This is a genomic window from Bradyrhizobium sp. UNPA324 (genome assembly GCF_006658635.1).
GTDB lineage: Bacteria > Pseudomonadota > Alphaproteobacteria > Rhizobiales > Xanthobacteraceae > Bradyrhizobium > Bradyrhizobium nanningense.
The window spans coordinates 2,733,913-2,748,320 of record NZ_LFJD01000004.1 but is presented as its reverse complement, the minus strand read 5'-3'; the positions used below and the strand labels follow the sequence as shown (position 1 = coordinate 2,748,320).

Genomic DNA, 14,408 nt, shown 5'->3' with positions numbered 1-14,408 from the left:
AACGTCCCGGCCAATTTCAATCGACTATCGGAGCAATCGAGCGAGATGGATTCCGTGAACGCGACCAGCCGCGAAGCCCTTCAACAGGAGGCCTTGCAACCGGGGACCTTGCAACCGGGCATCCTGGAATCGAGCATTGCATCGGCGACGCAGGGCGTCCTCGACTTCCAGCAGGCGGACGGCCATTGGGTGTTCGAGCTCGAGGCCGACTGCACGATTCCGGCCGAGTACATCCTGCTGCGCCACTATCTCGCCGAGCCGGTCGACGCCGTGCTCGAAGCCAAGATCGCCAATTATCTTCGCCGCGTTCAGGGCGCCCATGGCGGCTGGCCGCTGGTGCATGAGGGCGAGTTCGACATGAGTGCCAGCGTGAAGGCCTACTTCGCGCTGAAGATGATCGGCGACAGCGTCGACGCCCCGCACATGGTGCGTGCGCGCGAGGCGATCCATGCGCGCGGCGGCGCTGTTCACAGCAACGTCTTCACGCGCTTCCTGCTTGCGATGTACGGCGTGGTGACCTGGCGCGCGGTGCCGGTGTTGCCGATCGAGATCGTGCTGCTGCCGTTCTGGTCGCCGTTCCACCTCAACAAGATCTCCTACTGGGCGCGTACCACCATGGTGCCGTTGATGGTGCTCGCAGCGCTCAAGCCGCGCGCGAAGAATCCGAAAGGGGTCGGCATCGACGAATTGTTCCTGCAGGATCCGCGCTCGATCGGCATGACCGCCAAGGCGCCGCATCAGAGCATGGCCTGGTTCCTGCTGTTTCGTTCGCTCGACGGCATTTTGCGCGTGATCGAGCCGCTGTTTCCCAAGAGCCTGCGCAAGCGCGCCATCGATGCGGCGCTCGCCTTCACCGAGGAGCGGCTCAACGGCGAGGACGGCATGGGTGCGATCTATCCGCCCATGGCCAACATCGTCATGATGTATGACGCGCTCGGCAAGGACGAGAACTATCCGCCGCGCGCGGTCACGCGCCGGGGCATCGACAAGCTCCTCGTCATCGGCGAGGAGGAGGCCTACTGCCAGCCCTGCGTCTCGCCGGTCTGGGATACGACGCTGACGGCGCATGCGCTGCTGGAAGCCGGCGGCGACAAGGCGGTGCCGGCCGCCAAGCAGGGCCTCGACTGGTTGATCCCGAGGCAGGAGCTCGAGGTGAAGGGCGACTGGGCCGTGAAGCGGCCCGACGTGCGTCCGGGCGGCTGGGCCTTCCAGTACAACAATGCGCATTACCCCGACCTCGACGACACCGCCGTGGTGGTGATGTCGATGGACCGCATGCGCCGGGAACACGGCGCGAGCGGCTATGACGCCGCGATCATCCGCGGCCGGGAGTGGATCGAGGGCATGCAGAGCGACGACGGCGGCTGGGCCGCCTTCGACGTCAATAATCTCGAATATTATCTCAACAACATCCCGTTCTCCGACCACGGCGCGTTGCTCGATCCGCCGACCGAGGACGTCACGGCACGCTGCATCTCGATGCTGGCCCAACTCGGCGAGACCGCGAAGACCAGCAAGCATGTGGCTGACGGGGTCGCCTATTTGCGGAAGACCCAGCACCCCGAGGGGTCCTGGTACGGCCGCTGGGGCATGAATTTCATCTATGGAACCTGGTCGGTGCTCTGTGCCCTCAACATGGCCGGGGTCGACCACAAGGACCTCATGATTCGCAAAGCCGCCGGCTGGCTGGCCTCGATCCAGAACAAGGACGGCGGCTGGGGCGAGGACGCCGTCAGCTACCGACTGGACTACAAGGGCTGGGAAGCCGCCCCCTCGACGGCCTCGCAAACGGCATGGGCCTTGCTTGCCCTGATGGCGGCAGGCGAGGTTGATCACCCGGCCGTCGCCCGCGGGGTGGAGTACCTGATTGCAACACAGAACGAAAAAGGACTGTGGGACGAGCAGCGGTACACCGCCACAGGCTTCCCCCGCGTGTTCTATCTACGTTATCATGGTTACCCAAAGTTCTTTCCGCTGTGGGCACTGGCGCGGTATCGGAACTTGCGGAACACCAACAGCAGGGTGGTAGGGGTCGGAATGTGACTTTGGGGACGGGGGACTATTTTACCGCGGGTCAGGCCATCGACCCGCGTCCGATACTGATCGTGACCGGACTGGTGCAGGAGGCCCGCATCGCGGCCGGGCCGGGAATGGCCGTGATCTGTTCATCGAGCAGCCCGACGCAGTTGCGGGCGCTTCTGACCGTGGTGGATCCCGAGACGATTCGCGGCGTGATCTCGTTCGGCGTGGCCGGCGGGCTCGACCCGACGCTGCGTTCCGGCGATGTCGTGCTGGCGACCGAAGTGCTCGACGGCGACACCCGCTGGGCCGCAGGCCTCTCGCTCGGCGACGATTTGATCGACCGCCTGACCTCGGGGCGCCGCCGCGTGGTGCGCGGCAGCCTTGCCGGTGCCGAGGAAGTGGTCACGGGGCGCTCCTGCAAGGCGGCGCTACACTCGGAGACGGGCGCTGCCGCCGTCGACATGGAAAGCCACATCGCGGCCGCCTATGCCGCCGAGGCCGGGCTGCCCTTTGCCGCGGTCCGCGTCATCAGCGATCCCGCCCACCGCGCGCTGCCGGCGCTCGCCCGCGCCGCGATCAAGCCGAACGGCCAGATCGACCTCGCGGCCGTGCTGCGCGGCATCGTGCGCAATCCGGCGACGCTGCATGCGCTGGTCTCGACCGGCATCGACTTCAACCGCGCTTTGCGGAGCTTGCGCGGCTGCCGCGATTATCTGATCGGCACCGAGCTGATCGACAGCGAGGCGCTGGTGTCGAAGGCGGCCTGACCTCTTGATGCGATAAAGCAAAAGGCCCGGTCGCCATCGGCGACCGGGCCTTTTGCGTATGAGTGTCCGTAGCCGGGATGGGGTGACAGCGTCATCCGGGAGCCGACCAGATCGCCAAGGCCGCGGCTTCTCACGCTCACTCGGTCGCCTCCATGCGGTTTCGGTCCACGACCCACAGTGTCCGTCGCATCATGCCCTCGACGATTGCCGCCGATTCGCTTGGACGCAGATAGATCGCCGTGGACTTGAGCAGCCATGGCAACACCGCTTGCTCGAGCCGCTCCTCATAGGCGCGGCGCATCATGTCGAATGCCTGCAGTCCGGGTCCGGCCAGGATCACATGGTGTGGGCGCAGCACGGATATCGTTGCCGCGACCGCCTCGGCAAGCGCGCGACCTGCCTGCTGGAATACATGCTCGAGACGGGGATCGCCGCCCCGCGCTCGCTCGCGCAGCAGGGCCATCTGCGCCTCGGACGGTTGTTGCGACACCGCCGGCGGCAAGTCGAGAAAGGTACGGGCGTCGCGGTAGAGCGCGTAGTCGGCGAGATGGGCCTCGATGCAGCCGCGCTGGCCGCAGCGGCATTGCGGCCCGTTCGATCCCAGTTTGATATGGCCGATCTCGCTGCCGGCGCCGGCGCCCCAGCGCGCCTCACCATCGACAACGACGCCCATGCCGACGCCGTGGCCGACCATGATCGTGGCCGAGAGGCCCTGCGCCAGCGCCGGCTCCGCGGCGCAAAGCGCGAGCGCAACCGCAACAGCGTCATTCGCCATCACGACTTCGGCGTCGAAGGCCTGGCGCACCGGCTTCACCAGATCGATATCGGTGACGGACAGCGCCGGACTCCACAGATGCCGGCCGGTGTCCGCGTTCACGATGCCCTGCAGGGCAATCCCTATTCCCAACAGGCGATGGCGCGGTGTGGCCGTCGCCTCAAGCATCGAATCGATCTGCGCGATCACGAGATCGCATAACGCGCCCGTATCGAGCGCCCGCGTCGCGATTTCGAGCCGCGATTGCGCCAGGCCGGAGCCGCTGAAATCCGCGATCAGTGTTTCGATCAGGTTCATGCGCAGCGAGACCGCAATGATGCGGCCGAACTCCGGGTTCAGGGTCAGCAGCACAGCGGGCCGGCCGCGACGGCGGCCGTTCAGCCCGTCCGCATCGTCTTCGTCCGTGTCGTCGGCCCATGACGTTGCCGCTGTCTCGGTCTCGCACAGCAATTCTTCCGCGATCAGCTTCGACGTCAGGCCGGAAACGGCGGGGAAGCTCAATCCCGTACTCCGGGCGAGCTCCACGCGCGGCAATGGCCCCTGACGTCGCAGGACTTCGACGAGGCGGCCGCGGTTCGAACCGCGGGCGGTGCCTGAAATGCGTCTGGGCGGTTCAATTTGGTCAGCCATGCTGTCTCTTTAGTTCACGACGTGAAATTAATATGCGGGTGGTCGGTTAGTGTGATCGGAAAAGCACAGCCGGAAAACGTCGTCTGGGAGCTATATTTACTATTATCGTACCTTATGTACTATTTCCGCTTGAAGAATGAGCCAGTACATCCTGTTTTCGGTGTTTTGCTCTGCGACATTTCTTCGCTGTGTAAATAAAATAGGGCGCAAAAGGCGTCATGAAGCCCTTATCCGGGGTGTCCAAAGGGAGGTGCAGATGAACGGATCGATGAAGAAATTGCTAGTGCCGTTGGTCGCGACCGCCGCGCTCGCGATGGCGACGGGAATGGCACAGGCCCAGCAGAAGAAGACCATCGCGCTGGTCACCAATGTTGCGGCCGACTTCTGGACCATCGCCGGCCGCGGGCTGGAAAAGGCGCAGAAGGAACACCCGGAATACAATATCGAACTGATTGTCACCAACGAAGGCACGGCGGCGGGCCAGCGGCGCGAGTTGGACGACCTGCTGGTGCGCGGCGTCGCCGGTATCTCCATCTCGGTCGACGATGCGCCGCACGCGACCGAACAGCTCAACAAGGTTGCGGCCAAGACCGTGTTGATCACGACGGACAGCGACGCGCCGCAGAGCAATCGTCTCGCCTATATCGGCACCGACAACGTCGCGGCCGGGCGGCAAGCAGGCGAAGAGATCAAGAAGGCGCTGCCGAGCGGCGGCAAGATCGCGCTGTTCGTCGGCACGATGGACGCGGACAATGCCCGCGAGCGGGTGCAGGGGATCAAGGACGCGATCGCCGGCACCAAGGTCGAGCTGGTCGACGTGTTCACCGACCAGGTGGACTTCGCCAAGGCCAAGGCGAATATGGAGAACGTGCTGGTCAAATATCCCGACATCGCGCTCTTGTCCGGCCTTTGGAGCTACGAGACGCCGCTGATTTATGACGCGGTCAAGGCGGCGGGCAAGGCCGGCAAGGTGAAGATCGTCGGCTTCGACGAGGACCAGCGCACGCTGCGGGGAATATCCGACGGCACAATCGAATCCACGGTCGTGCAGCAGCCATACGAATTCGGGTATCTCTCCGCCACCAACATCATCAAGACACTGAACGGCGACAAGTCCTGGATTCCGGCTAACAGCAAGCTGATCGTGCCAACCCAAGTGGTCAGCAAGTCCAACGTCGCGGAATTCACCGCAAATCTGAAGGCACTGTTGAAGAAGTGACTTCAGCGCCTTTCGACGCCCGGCTGGCACAGTCGGGCGTCGTGCGGGAGGAAATGAATGGCGGACATCCTGTTCGAACTCGCCGGTATCAGCAAGTCCTATCCCGGGGTCATGGCCCTCGACGACGTCAGTCTGCGTGTGTACCGGGGCGAGGTGTTGGGCCTGATCGGCGAGAACGGCGCCGGCAAATCGACGCTGATGCGCGTGCTGGGCGGCGTGATCGCGCCGAGCGAGGGCGTGATACGCATCGGCGGCACCGACCACGCCCGTATGACGGTGAACGAGGCGACGCAGGCCGGCATCGCCTTCGTGCATCAGGAACTGAACCTTTTCGAAAATCTCGACGTCGCCGCGAACGTCTTCATTGGACGCGAGTTGCTTGTCGGCGGCCCGCTCAAGCTGGTCGACGATGCAAAGATGCATGCCCGCGTGATGCCGCTGCTGGAGCGGCTGGGCGCCGATTTCACCCCGGACACGCTGGTCGACAACCTGTCGATCGCCGAGCGCCAGTTGGTGGAGATCGCCAAGGCGCTCTCGATCGACGCCCGCGTCATCATCATGGACGAGCCGACCTCCAGCCTGACGATTTCGGAGACCGAACGGCTGCTGGAGGTGATTGCGGATCTGAAGGCGCACGGCATCTCGGTGATCTATATCTCTCACCGGCTCAGCGAGATCATGACCTGCGCCGACCGCGTCGTGGTGCTCCGCGACGGGCGCACGGTGGGGGAGCTGGCGCGAGACCAGCTCAGCCATGCCGCAATGATCCGGCTGATGATCGGCCGCGACCTGAAAGCGCTGCATACGCCGCCGAAGCGGCCGCCGCAGCCGGGCGGCTGCGATATCGTCGGCCTCGTGACGTCGGCCTTTCCCGACCGGCAGGTCGATCTTTCCGTGCGGCATGGCGAGATACTCGGACTGGCGGGGCTCGTGGGCGCCGGTCGCACCTCCCTTGCCCGCGCGGCTTTCGGCATTGATCCGCCGCTGGGCGGCGAGATCAGGATCGACGACGCGCCGATCGATGTCGCATCGCCGCGGGAGGCGATCAGGCAAGGCATCTATCTGATGCCGGAGGATCGCAAGAAATCCGGGCTCGTGCTGGAGCTGCCGATCCGGGAGAACGTGACGCTGGCCAGCCTGCTGAATTATGCGCAGATGTGGCTGGTCAGCGCCCCGGCCGAGCGCAAGGCTGCCAAGGAGCAGGTGAGGCGCCTCTCCATCAAGGTGCCGAGCATCGATATGGAAGCCGTGACGCTCTCGGGCGGCAACCAGCAAAAGGTCGTGCTGGGCAAGTGGCTCTCCATGCAGCCGCGCGTGATGTTCTTCGACGAGCCGACCCGTGGCGTCGACGTCGGTGCCAAGAGCGAGATCTACGCGCTGATGCGCGAACTCGCCGACCAGGGCGTCGCGATCGTGATGATCTCTTCGGACATGGAGGAGGTCATTGGCGTCTCCGACCGGATCGCGGTGATGCATGAAGGCAGCGTCAGCGGCGTGCTGGAGCGGCCGCAGTTCAGCGAATACAACGTGTTGCAGCTTGCAATCGGCCAGGCGCTGGAAACCGTGGAAGCGGCTGCGCCATGAACAAGAAAGAACTTGGCCTCGGCCTGCTGCTCGTGGTGATTTCCGCCGTCACGGGCGCGATCAATCCAGCCTTCCTGTCGCTGGTGAACCTGCTCAACATGGCCAATCTGATCGGCCTGTTCGGCGTGTTCGCGCTCGGCGAGGGGCTCGTGATCATCACCGGCGGCATCGACCTCTCGCTTGGCTCGATGTTCGCGCTGCTCGGCGTCGTATTCATCGACCTTCTGACGACTTACGAGGTCCCGTGGCCCCTGGCGCTGCTGGCCGTATTGCTGGGCGGGCTGGCGCTGGGAGGCATTCAGGGCTTCCTCGTCACCCGGCTGAAGATGCAGCCCTTCATCGTGACGCTGTGCGGCCTACTGATCTATCGCGGCGCCGCCCGCTATTATACGAGCGACTCGACACGCGGCTTCGGCTATGGCGACGAGGCCGCGACGCTGAGCAGCATCGCCTCCGGCAATGTGGCGGGCATCCCGAACACCTTCATCTTTCTGATCATCCTTGCGCTCGTCCTCGGCGTGCTGCTGCACCGCTCGGTCTACGGACGCTGGCTTTATGCCGTCGGCAAGAACGAGGAAGCGGCGCGCTTCTCGGGCATCAACACCAACATGGTGATCGCAACCGCCTATATCATCAGCGGTGGGCTCGCCGGAGTTTCGACGATCTTGTTCGTGTTCTACACCAACTCGGTGTCTCCGAGCTCCTTCGGCAATTTCTATGAGCTCTACGCGATCGCGGCTGCCGTCCTGGGCGGGTGCAGCCTGCGCGGCGGCGAAGGCTCCATTCTCGGTATCGTGCTGGGGACCGCGCTGCTGCAGGTGCTGCAGAACCTCGTGAATATCCTGGGCATCCCCAATTCCCTGAACTTCGCGGTGATGGGGACGGTGATCTTGATCGGCGTGTTGGCGGATCATCAGTTGCAGGCCCGGCGTCGGCGCAAGATGGCGCTGGCCGGTCTCGCCCGCACGGCGCCGAAATCGACACGTGAAGGACAGCAGGGTGCAGCACCGCGCGGCGTGGACGCGCTGCCGGTGAGAACGGGCGACCAGGCATGACGGATCCAGGCTCCAGTTGACACAAGGCTGCTTCGTGGGCGTGCGGCTGTGATGGTGTGCTGGGGAAGGAGCGCGTTTCAGGCTCGAGGGCTTGGGCAGGAACGCGAGGCAACAACGACAAAGCCTGAGACGGCGGGAGGACGAAGAAAATGTTGCGCAGGTTAGTGAGCACCGCATGTGCGTGCGGTGTGGGGATTGCTCTCTCATCGCTGCTTGGCGGTGCGGTACATGCGGCCGATTTTTCGACCAAGGCCGCTCCTGTTCCTTATGCGGCTGACGATTTCTGGACGAGACCGTATCTATTCGGCGACCTCGGCCGAACCAAGCTGAAGGAGCAGGGCATCGAGCTGGGCCTGACGCTCGGTAACGAATCCGTCGGCAACGTCTCGGGCGGGAGCAGGAACACCGCAGCCAACGCGGGTCAGCTGTGGTTTGGTGCAAAGCTGGATATGGGAAAGCTTGCCGGCATCCCCGGCGGCACGGTCGGCCTCACGCTGGTCGACCGCTTCGGCAAGAACCTGAACACCGAGGCGGACATTCCCGCCTTGCAACTGACCAACGAAGTGTTCGGCCGCGGCAATATCCTGCGCCTGACACAGCTCTATTACTCGCAGAAGCTGTTCGATGACCGTCTCGAACTCAAAGGCGGCCGTCTTCCGGTCGGCTCCGACTTCTTCTTCGGTCTGTGCGAGTTCATCAACCTGACCTTCTGCGGCGGCCAGCCCGGCAACATCCAGGGAGGGTACATCTACAACTGGCCGGTGAGCCAGTGGGCCGGGGTCGTCCACTACAAGATCGCGCCGGAGTTCACGATCTCGGTCGGCGTCTACGACGCCAATCCGGGTTACCTGACGACGTCAGACCCCGGCATCTACTTCTTGCCAGGCATCCCCGCCTCAAACCCCGCCAGTGGCGTGATGGTGCCGGTGGAGTTGGTCTGGACGCCGAAAGGGCCCTTGACCGGGACCTGGAGAGTTGGCGGCTGGTACGACAGCGCCTCGTCGATCGATGGCGGCCTTCCCGGTGTCGTCAGCACCATCCCGGGCGTCGGCGGTGTGCCGGATCAAAACCTCAGCGATCAAAGAGGCCGCTACGGCGTCTACGAGTCGATCCTGCAACGGTTGACCGTCGACGGTCCTGGCGCGGTGGGTTGGTACACCTTCCTCAATACGACCGTTGCCGATCACCGGACGTCGTACCAGGACTACCAGATCGCCCTGGGCTTCCGGCATACCGGAACGTTCAGCTGGCGTCCCCAGGACGAAGTCGGCTTCGCGGTGGGCACCACCCATGTGAACACGGCGGCCCTCAGCCCCAACGCCGGCGGCAACGAGGTTCCGCTCGAAGTCTGGTACGGCTGGCAGGCGACGGGATGGATGAACCTCAAGTTCGACGCGCAGTATGTGATCAATCCCGGCGGACGCGGCTATAACGCCGTGGGCGTGAAGACCGACAATGCCGTCGTTCTCGGCATGCGCACCGAGGTCCACTTCTGATGTGACGCGAAAGCCGTTCGACGCGAAAGCCCGGACATGCATCCGGTTGTCTTGAACCTTTTGCATGAGAGTGGGCCACCCCATAGGGAATAGGGAGCGTCGCTCCGGTCTTCCCCTTGGCGTTGGAGCTGAACAAAAGAAAAAGCCCGGTCGTGCGACCGGGCTTTTTCCGTCTGGCGCGTAGCCAGCTTCGTAAGGATGGGTGCGCGCGCCGGAATGACGGCGAGGGGGCGGCGCCGCTTGTCCCAACGCACCCGTCGGGCAAACACCGCAAAGTCCGTCAACCCCTCGTCATAAAAATATTCCACTTTCCAGAATTTCGGATTTGTGGCATAGGGCGTCTATTCCGGCCCTGCCAGAGGGGCTTCGCGATCGTCACGAGATGCGGGGTTGGGGTGCGGTGGACGCGGCAGCGCCGGCACGGAAAGGCGATGACAGGGCGGGCAACCGTGAGTCAGGCGCGACGCGGTACGATACGGCGCGGTTACAGCGGTTTCGGTCGTCGTCGGAGGCGAGCACACGCGAGCCCCCGGCGATCAGGTCAAACCGTCCGCGGACGGAGAAGTCATGTGGCCCTTGCTGCAAGCCTTATTTCTGTTCTTCATAGAACAGATAACACATAAAGCGACCAAAGACTTAGGCTTATATTCGCCGGCAAGAAGTGGGCCTGCTCGGATCAGCCGGGACCTAATAGGCCCCGTTTCAAGCTTCTCTGCTTGGTCTGATCAAGATCAAAACCGCCTGCCTGCGCGCATGCGATAAAATAACTATGAGCCGCTTTGTCGAAACCGACGAACACTATGATCCGACGACCGTCTGGCTGCATTGGATCACCGTCGCCCTCGTCATTGTCTTATGGGGAATAGGTCAGACCGGAGACCTCTTTCCGCGCGGGCCACTCCGCACCGGAGTGTGGTCCACGCACGTCGTGTTAGGCTTCCTCACTGCATTTGTTATCGTGACGCGAGTTGCTTGGCGGGCGCATTTTGGGCGCGTGCTGCCGCCTGCCGATAGCGGGACCCTCTATACGATCGCGAGACTAACGCATTTAGCGTTGTACATCCTGCTTGGCCTCGTGGTCGTGGCTGGCATCATTGATGCCTCGTATCGCGGCTTCAATATCTTTGGACTGTGGTCGGTGCCGCAATTCGGCAGTGGTGACCCGGCGACCCGGCATAGTATCAACGAGTGGCACGAGTTCGCAGCCAATGCGCTAGTCGTGGTCGCCGGAGTTCACGCCTTGGCGGCGTTGGGGCACCAATACGTATGGCGTGATCATTTGCTCGACCGTATGCGGCCGTAGCCGCCTCTATTCGGGGCCCGTGGCTTCCTGTGCCTTGTTCATTGTGACCGACGATCGCTTTGCCCCTGCGACGGTGGGGATCGAATTCGTCAAGTGCTCTCTATTAATTACGGCATGGGTTGTTTTTGATTCTTTGCAAAGACGCCGGACGATCGAGGGGAGGGCCGACAGACGTCTCCATCAAGCGTCGGGCAAAACACCGCAAACCCCGTCAATCCCTCCTCGTAAAAATATTCTTATTTCCAGAATTTCGGATTTATGGCATAGGACACTCATCCCGGCCCTGCCAGAGGGGCGCTTCGCGATCGTCACGAGATGCGGGTTGGGGTGCGGTGGACGCGGCAGCGCCGGCGCGAAAGGCGATGACAGGGCGGGCAACCGTGAGTCATGCGCGGCGCGCTACGACACGGCGTAGTCACAGCGGCCAAGCTGGTACTCGGGGGTGAGCACACGCGAGCCTCGGATGCTTCCGGCGAGGCCGTCCGCGGACGGAGAAGTCGTGTGGTCCCGGCGCCCGGGGTTCTGGCGTCAAACCTCGCGGTGATGTGGCAGCCAACCGGCACGCGCATCGATCAGCGGCGAGGCGACGGGGGCAATAGTGCAACGCTCCCCGAGGAGAGCACGAAGGACACCGTTAAAACCAACCGCGCAGGGAAGGCCGGGCGACCGGCAACACCTGTGATCCACCCCGTGTGCATCTTCATAGCGCACGGATCTGGGGTGCCGCCGGCGCCCGGCCTTTCCTGCGCCCTCTGGCTTTCATGGGGCGTGAACGAGACGCATAGCCCGGGCGAATGCACCGCGGGAATGCGAAGGTGTGTCTGCGATGAAGCGCGCTGATAGAAAGCAAGCCCGTGCCACATACGCCGTCATTGCGAGCGCAGCGAAGCAATCCAGAATCTTTCCATGGAGGCAGTCTGGATTGCTTCGCTGCGCTCGCAATGACGGCGAGAGAGAATGACTCGATCTCCTCTCGTGCCCCGGACGCAGCGCAGCGTCCCTTCGACGATGCGCTGCAGAGCCGAGGCCCATGCATCGACACGGCACGCGGCTGCTGGGTCCCGGCTCTGCGCAGCAGCGCAAAGCGCGCTGCAGCGCGTCCGGGACACGGACAACTCATCTTGCGGCAATGGCCCAAAAGAAAAGGCCCGATCGCGTTCGCGGCCGGGCCTTTGACGTGAGATTTGATCGCGCGCTTACGCCGCGGTCGAAGCCTTCCGCGCCGCCTTCGCCTGCGCCGCCTCGGCTTCGTCCTTGCGGATTTCCGACAGCTTCTTCTGGACCTGCTCCGAGAAGATGTACTGCGCCGGGCGCTGCTTGGACATGTCGATCTCCGGCGCCATCGGGCCCGTGGTCTTGATGCCGCGCAGCGACACCCACATCGCCTTCAGCGGGTTGTTGAGGGCGGCGGTCGCCGCCGTCGGCTCGTAGCCGCAATGGGCCATACAGTCGGCGCACTTCTCGTAACGACCGGTGCCGTAGCTGTCCCAGTCGGTGGTCTCCATCAACTCCTTGAAGGTTTTTGCGTAGCCTTCACCGAGCAGATAGCAGGGCTTCTGCCAGCCGAAGATGTTGCGCGCGGGCATGCCCCAGGGCGTGCATTCGTATTCCTGGTTGCCGGCGAGGAAGTCGAGGAACAGGCCGGAATGCATGAAGTTCCACTTCTTGCCCTTGCCCATCGCGAAGATGTCGCGGAACAGCTTCTTGGTCTTGGTGCGGTTGAGGAAGTGCTCCTGGTCCGGCGCGCGCTCATAGGCATAGCCGGGGGACATCGAGACGCCGACGCCAAGCTCGACGGTGAGGTCCAGGAATTTCGCGATCTCCTCGGCCGGATGGCCGTCGAAGATGGTGGCATTGACGTTGACGGTGAAGCCGCGCGCCTTGGCTGCCTTGATCGCGGAGACGGCGCGGTCGAACACGCCCTTCTGCGACACCGCCTTGTCGTGGTGATCGCGCAGGCCGTCCAGATGCACCGAGAAGAACAGGTACGGGGAGGGCTCGAACAGATCGAGCTTCTTCTCGAGCAGCAGCGCGTTGGTGCAGAGCGAGACGAACTTCTTGCGCGCGACGAGGCCGCGCACGATCTCGCCGATCTCCTTGTGGATGAGCGGCTCGCCGCCGGGAATCGCGACCATCGGCGCGCCGCACTCGTCGGCCGCGTCCCAGCACTCCTGCGCGGTCATGCGGCGGTTGAGGATCGCATCCGGATAGTCGATTTTGCCGCAGCCGACGCAGGCGAGGTTGCAGCGAAACAGCGGCTCCAGCATCAGCACGAGCGGGTAGCGCTTGCGGCCAAGCAGTTTCTGCTTGAGCAAATAGCCGCCGATACGCATTTCCTTGAAGAAGGGGATTGCCATTACAAGTTTCTTTCTGAGCTTTTCAATTCGGGTGAGTCAGCTCGCAGCCAGTTGGGCCGGAAGCCGGAATTCGATGTTTTCCTCGCGGCCCGGCAGCACCTGGACCTTCACCGGTCCGATCCGCCGCATCGCTTCGATCACGTCATCCACGAGTACCTCGGGCGCCGAAGCGCCGGCCGTGATGCCGACGGTCCTGGCATTCTTCAACCAATCCGGATTGAGCTCGCTGCCGTCGGCAATCAAATAACTCGCGACGCCGGCCTCGGTGCCGATTTCGCGAAGCCGGTTCGAATTCGAGCTGTTGGCAGCGCCCACTACCAAGATCACGTCGACCAGCTTGCTCAAGTCCCTTACCGCAGATTGGCGGTTCTGTGTCGCATAGCAGATATCCCGGATATCCGGACCTTGAATATCTGTAAAGCGGGCCTGAAGGGCCGCGATGATGTCCTTGGTGTCGTCAACCGAGAGGGTGGTCTGGGTGATGTAGGCCATTGGCGTATCCGCCGGCAAGGTCAGCGCCTTAACCTCTTGAACGCTTTGGACAAGCAGCACCGGGGCGGGAACCTGGCCCATCGTGCCCTCGACCTCGGGGTGTCCGGCATGGCCGATCAGGATCAGCGTCCGGCCCTTGGTGATGTAGCGCTTCCCCTGATTGTGAACTTTCGTGACCAGGGGGCAGGTGGCATTGAGCACTGGAAGGTCGCGCGCGGCGGCCTCTTCCTCGACGCTGCGGGCGACGCCATGGGCGCTGAACACCGTCACCGCTTTGGGCGGGACCTCGGACAGCTCCTCGACGAAGATTGCCCCTTTGTTTTTCAGGCTCTCGACGACGTATTTGTTGTGCACGATCTCGTGGCGCACATAGACGGGCGGGCCGTACTTCTCCAGTGCCCGTTCCACGATTTCGATCGCACGCACCACGCCCGCGCAAAAGCCGCGCGGTTGCGCCAAATAAACTTCCATGGGACGCCCATCACGCAAGTTGCACCAATCCGCTTCTAAGTCCCCGGCGTCATGCCGATACTGACCAATGAGTTGCAATATCCGCACCATTGGTTCGCGCACGCGGTAGCCACCCACCCCCGTCGGGGCTCCGGCGCATGGAGGCGCAAGACTTTGTGTCAAAAAATCGGCAGCAAGGAAAGGTCGAATGAAACCTCCAGCGCCCGACAGTGTGATTTTGTCGGTAACATAGTAAGG

The 14,408-nt window shown here is 63.3% G+C and carries 10 protein-coding genes; 7 read left to right on the top strand and 3 right to left on the bottom strand.

Annotated features, from left to right (window positions below; genetic code table 11):
- Positions 1–45: 45 nt before the first annotated feature.
- Positions 46–2,043: a squalene--hopene cyclase gene (gene shc, locus UNPA324_RS13415; RefSeq protein WP_141934865.1), complete on the top strand. Its 1,998-nt coding sequence runs from the start codon at positions 46–48 to the stop codon at positions 2,041–2,043.
- Positions 1,977–2,789 (top strand): phosphorylase, encoded by an 813-nt coding sequence (locus tag UNPA324_RS13410; protein WP_128917082.1) that lies wholly within the window; start codon positions 1,977–1,979, stop codon positions 2,787–2,789. Before shc ends, UNPA324_RS13410 begins: the two co-directional genes overlap by 67 nt.
- A gap of 136 nt (positions 2,790–2,925) precedes the next feature.
- On the opposite strand, the gene UNPA324_RS13405 is transcribed toward UNPA324_RS13410, so the two are convergent.
- Positions 2,926–4,194, bottom strand: a complete 1,269-nt coding sequence (locus UNPA324_RS13405; protein ID WP_141934864.1) for an ROK family protein — start codon at positions 4,192–4,194, stop codon at positions 2,926–2,928.
- Positions 4,195–4,450: 256 nt separating this feature from the next.
- Between UNPA324_RS13405 and UNPA324_RS13400 the strand changes: the two genes are divergently transcribed.
- From UNPA324_RS13400 to UNPA324_RS13380, 5 genes are all read left to right on the top strand, one after another.
- Positions 4,451–5,413: a sugar-binding protein gene (locus UNPA324_RS13400; protein ID WP_181769388.1), complete on the top strand. Its 963-nt coding sequence runs from the start codon at positions 4,451–4,453 to the stop codon at positions 5,411–5,413.
- Between the two features lie 57 nt (positions 5,414–5,470).
- Positions 5,471–6,997 (top strand): sugar ABC transporter ATP-binding protein, encoded by a 1,527-nt coding sequence (locus tag UNPA324_RS13395; protein ID WP_141934863.1) that lies wholly within the window; start codon positions 5,471–5,473, stop codon positions 6,995–6,997.
- Entirely contained in the window at positions 6,994–8,052 is a 1,059-nt protein-coding gene (locus UNPA324_RS13390; RefSeq protein ID WP_141934862.1) for an ABC transporter permease, read from the top strand. The genes UNPA324_RS13395 and UNPA324_RS13390 overlap by 4 nt, the downstream gene beginning before the upstream one ends.
- 149 nt (positions 8,053–8,201) lie before the next feature.
- Positions 8,202–9,548 carry a carbohydrate porin gene (locus UNPA324_RS13385; protein ID WP_141934861.1) on the top strand — a complete coding sequence of 449 codons (1,347 nt, stop codon included), beginning with the start codon at positions 8,202–8,204 and terminating at the stop codon, positions 9,546–9,548.
- Positions 9,549–10,317: 769 nt separating this feature from the next.
- Positions 10,318–10,851, top strand: a complete 534-nt coding sequence (locus tag UNPA324_RS13380; protein ID WP_141934860.1) for a cytochrome b — start codon at positions 10,318–10,320, stop codon at positions 10,849–10,851.
- Positions 10,852–12,047: 1,196 nt separating this feature from the next.
- Here UNPA324_RS13380 and hpnH read toward each other — a convergent pair.
- Together hpnH and ispH are read right to left on the bottom strand one after the other, a co-directional pair.
- A complete protein-coding gene (gene hpnH, locus UNPA324_RS13365; protein WP_128917089.1) occupies positions 12,048–13,208 on the bottom strand; it encodes an adenosyl-hopene transferase HpnH in 1,161 nt (386 codons plus the stop codon).
- A gap of 36 nt (positions 13,209–13,244) precedes the next feature.
- Complete coding sequence (ispH, locus tag UNPA324_RS13360; RefSeq protein ID WP_128917090.1) at positions 13,245–14,171, bottom strand: 4-hydroxy-3-methylbut-2-enyl diphosphate reductase; 927 nt, start codon at positions 14,169–14,171, stop codon at positions 13,245–13,247.
- Between the last annotated feature and the right edge of the window lie 237 nt (positions 14,172–14,408).

Coding starts and splice junctions, on each gene's coding strand:
- UNPA324_RS13395 (WP_141934863.1), top strand. CDS start 5,471: ATGGCGGACATCCTGTTCGAACTCGCCGGTATCAGCAAGTCCTATCCC.
- ispH (WP_128917090.1), bottom strand. CDS start 14,171: ATGGAAGTTTATTTGGCGCAACCGCGCGGCTTTTGCGCGGGCGTGGTG.
- UNPA324_RS13400 (WP_181769388.1), top strand. CDS start 4,451: ATGAACGGATCGATGAAGAAATTGCTAGTGCCGTTGGTCGCGACCGCC.
- UNPA324_RS13380 (WP_141934860.1), top strand. CDS start 10,318: ATGAGCCGCTTTGTCGAAACCGACGAACACTATGATCCGACGACCGTC.
- UNPA324_RS13405 (WP_141934864.1), bottom strand. CDS start 4,194: ATGGCTGACCAAATTGAACCGCCCAGACGCATTTCAGGCACCGCCCGC.
- UNPA324_RS13390 (WP_141934862.1), top strand. CDS start 6,994: ATGAACAAGAAAGAACTTGGCCTCGGCCTGCTGCTCGTGGTGATTTCC.
- shc (WP_141934865.1), top strand. CDS start 46: ATGGATTCCGTGAACGCGACCAGCCGCGAAGCCCTTCAACAGGAGGCC.
- UNPA324_RS13385 (WP_141934861.1), top strand. CDS start 8,202: ATGTTGCGCAGGTTAGTGAGCACCGCATGTGCGTGCGGTGTGGGGATT.
- hpnH (WP_128917089.1), bottom strand. CDS start 13,208: ATGGCAATCCCCTTCTTCAAGGAAATGCGTATCGGCGGCTATTTGCTC.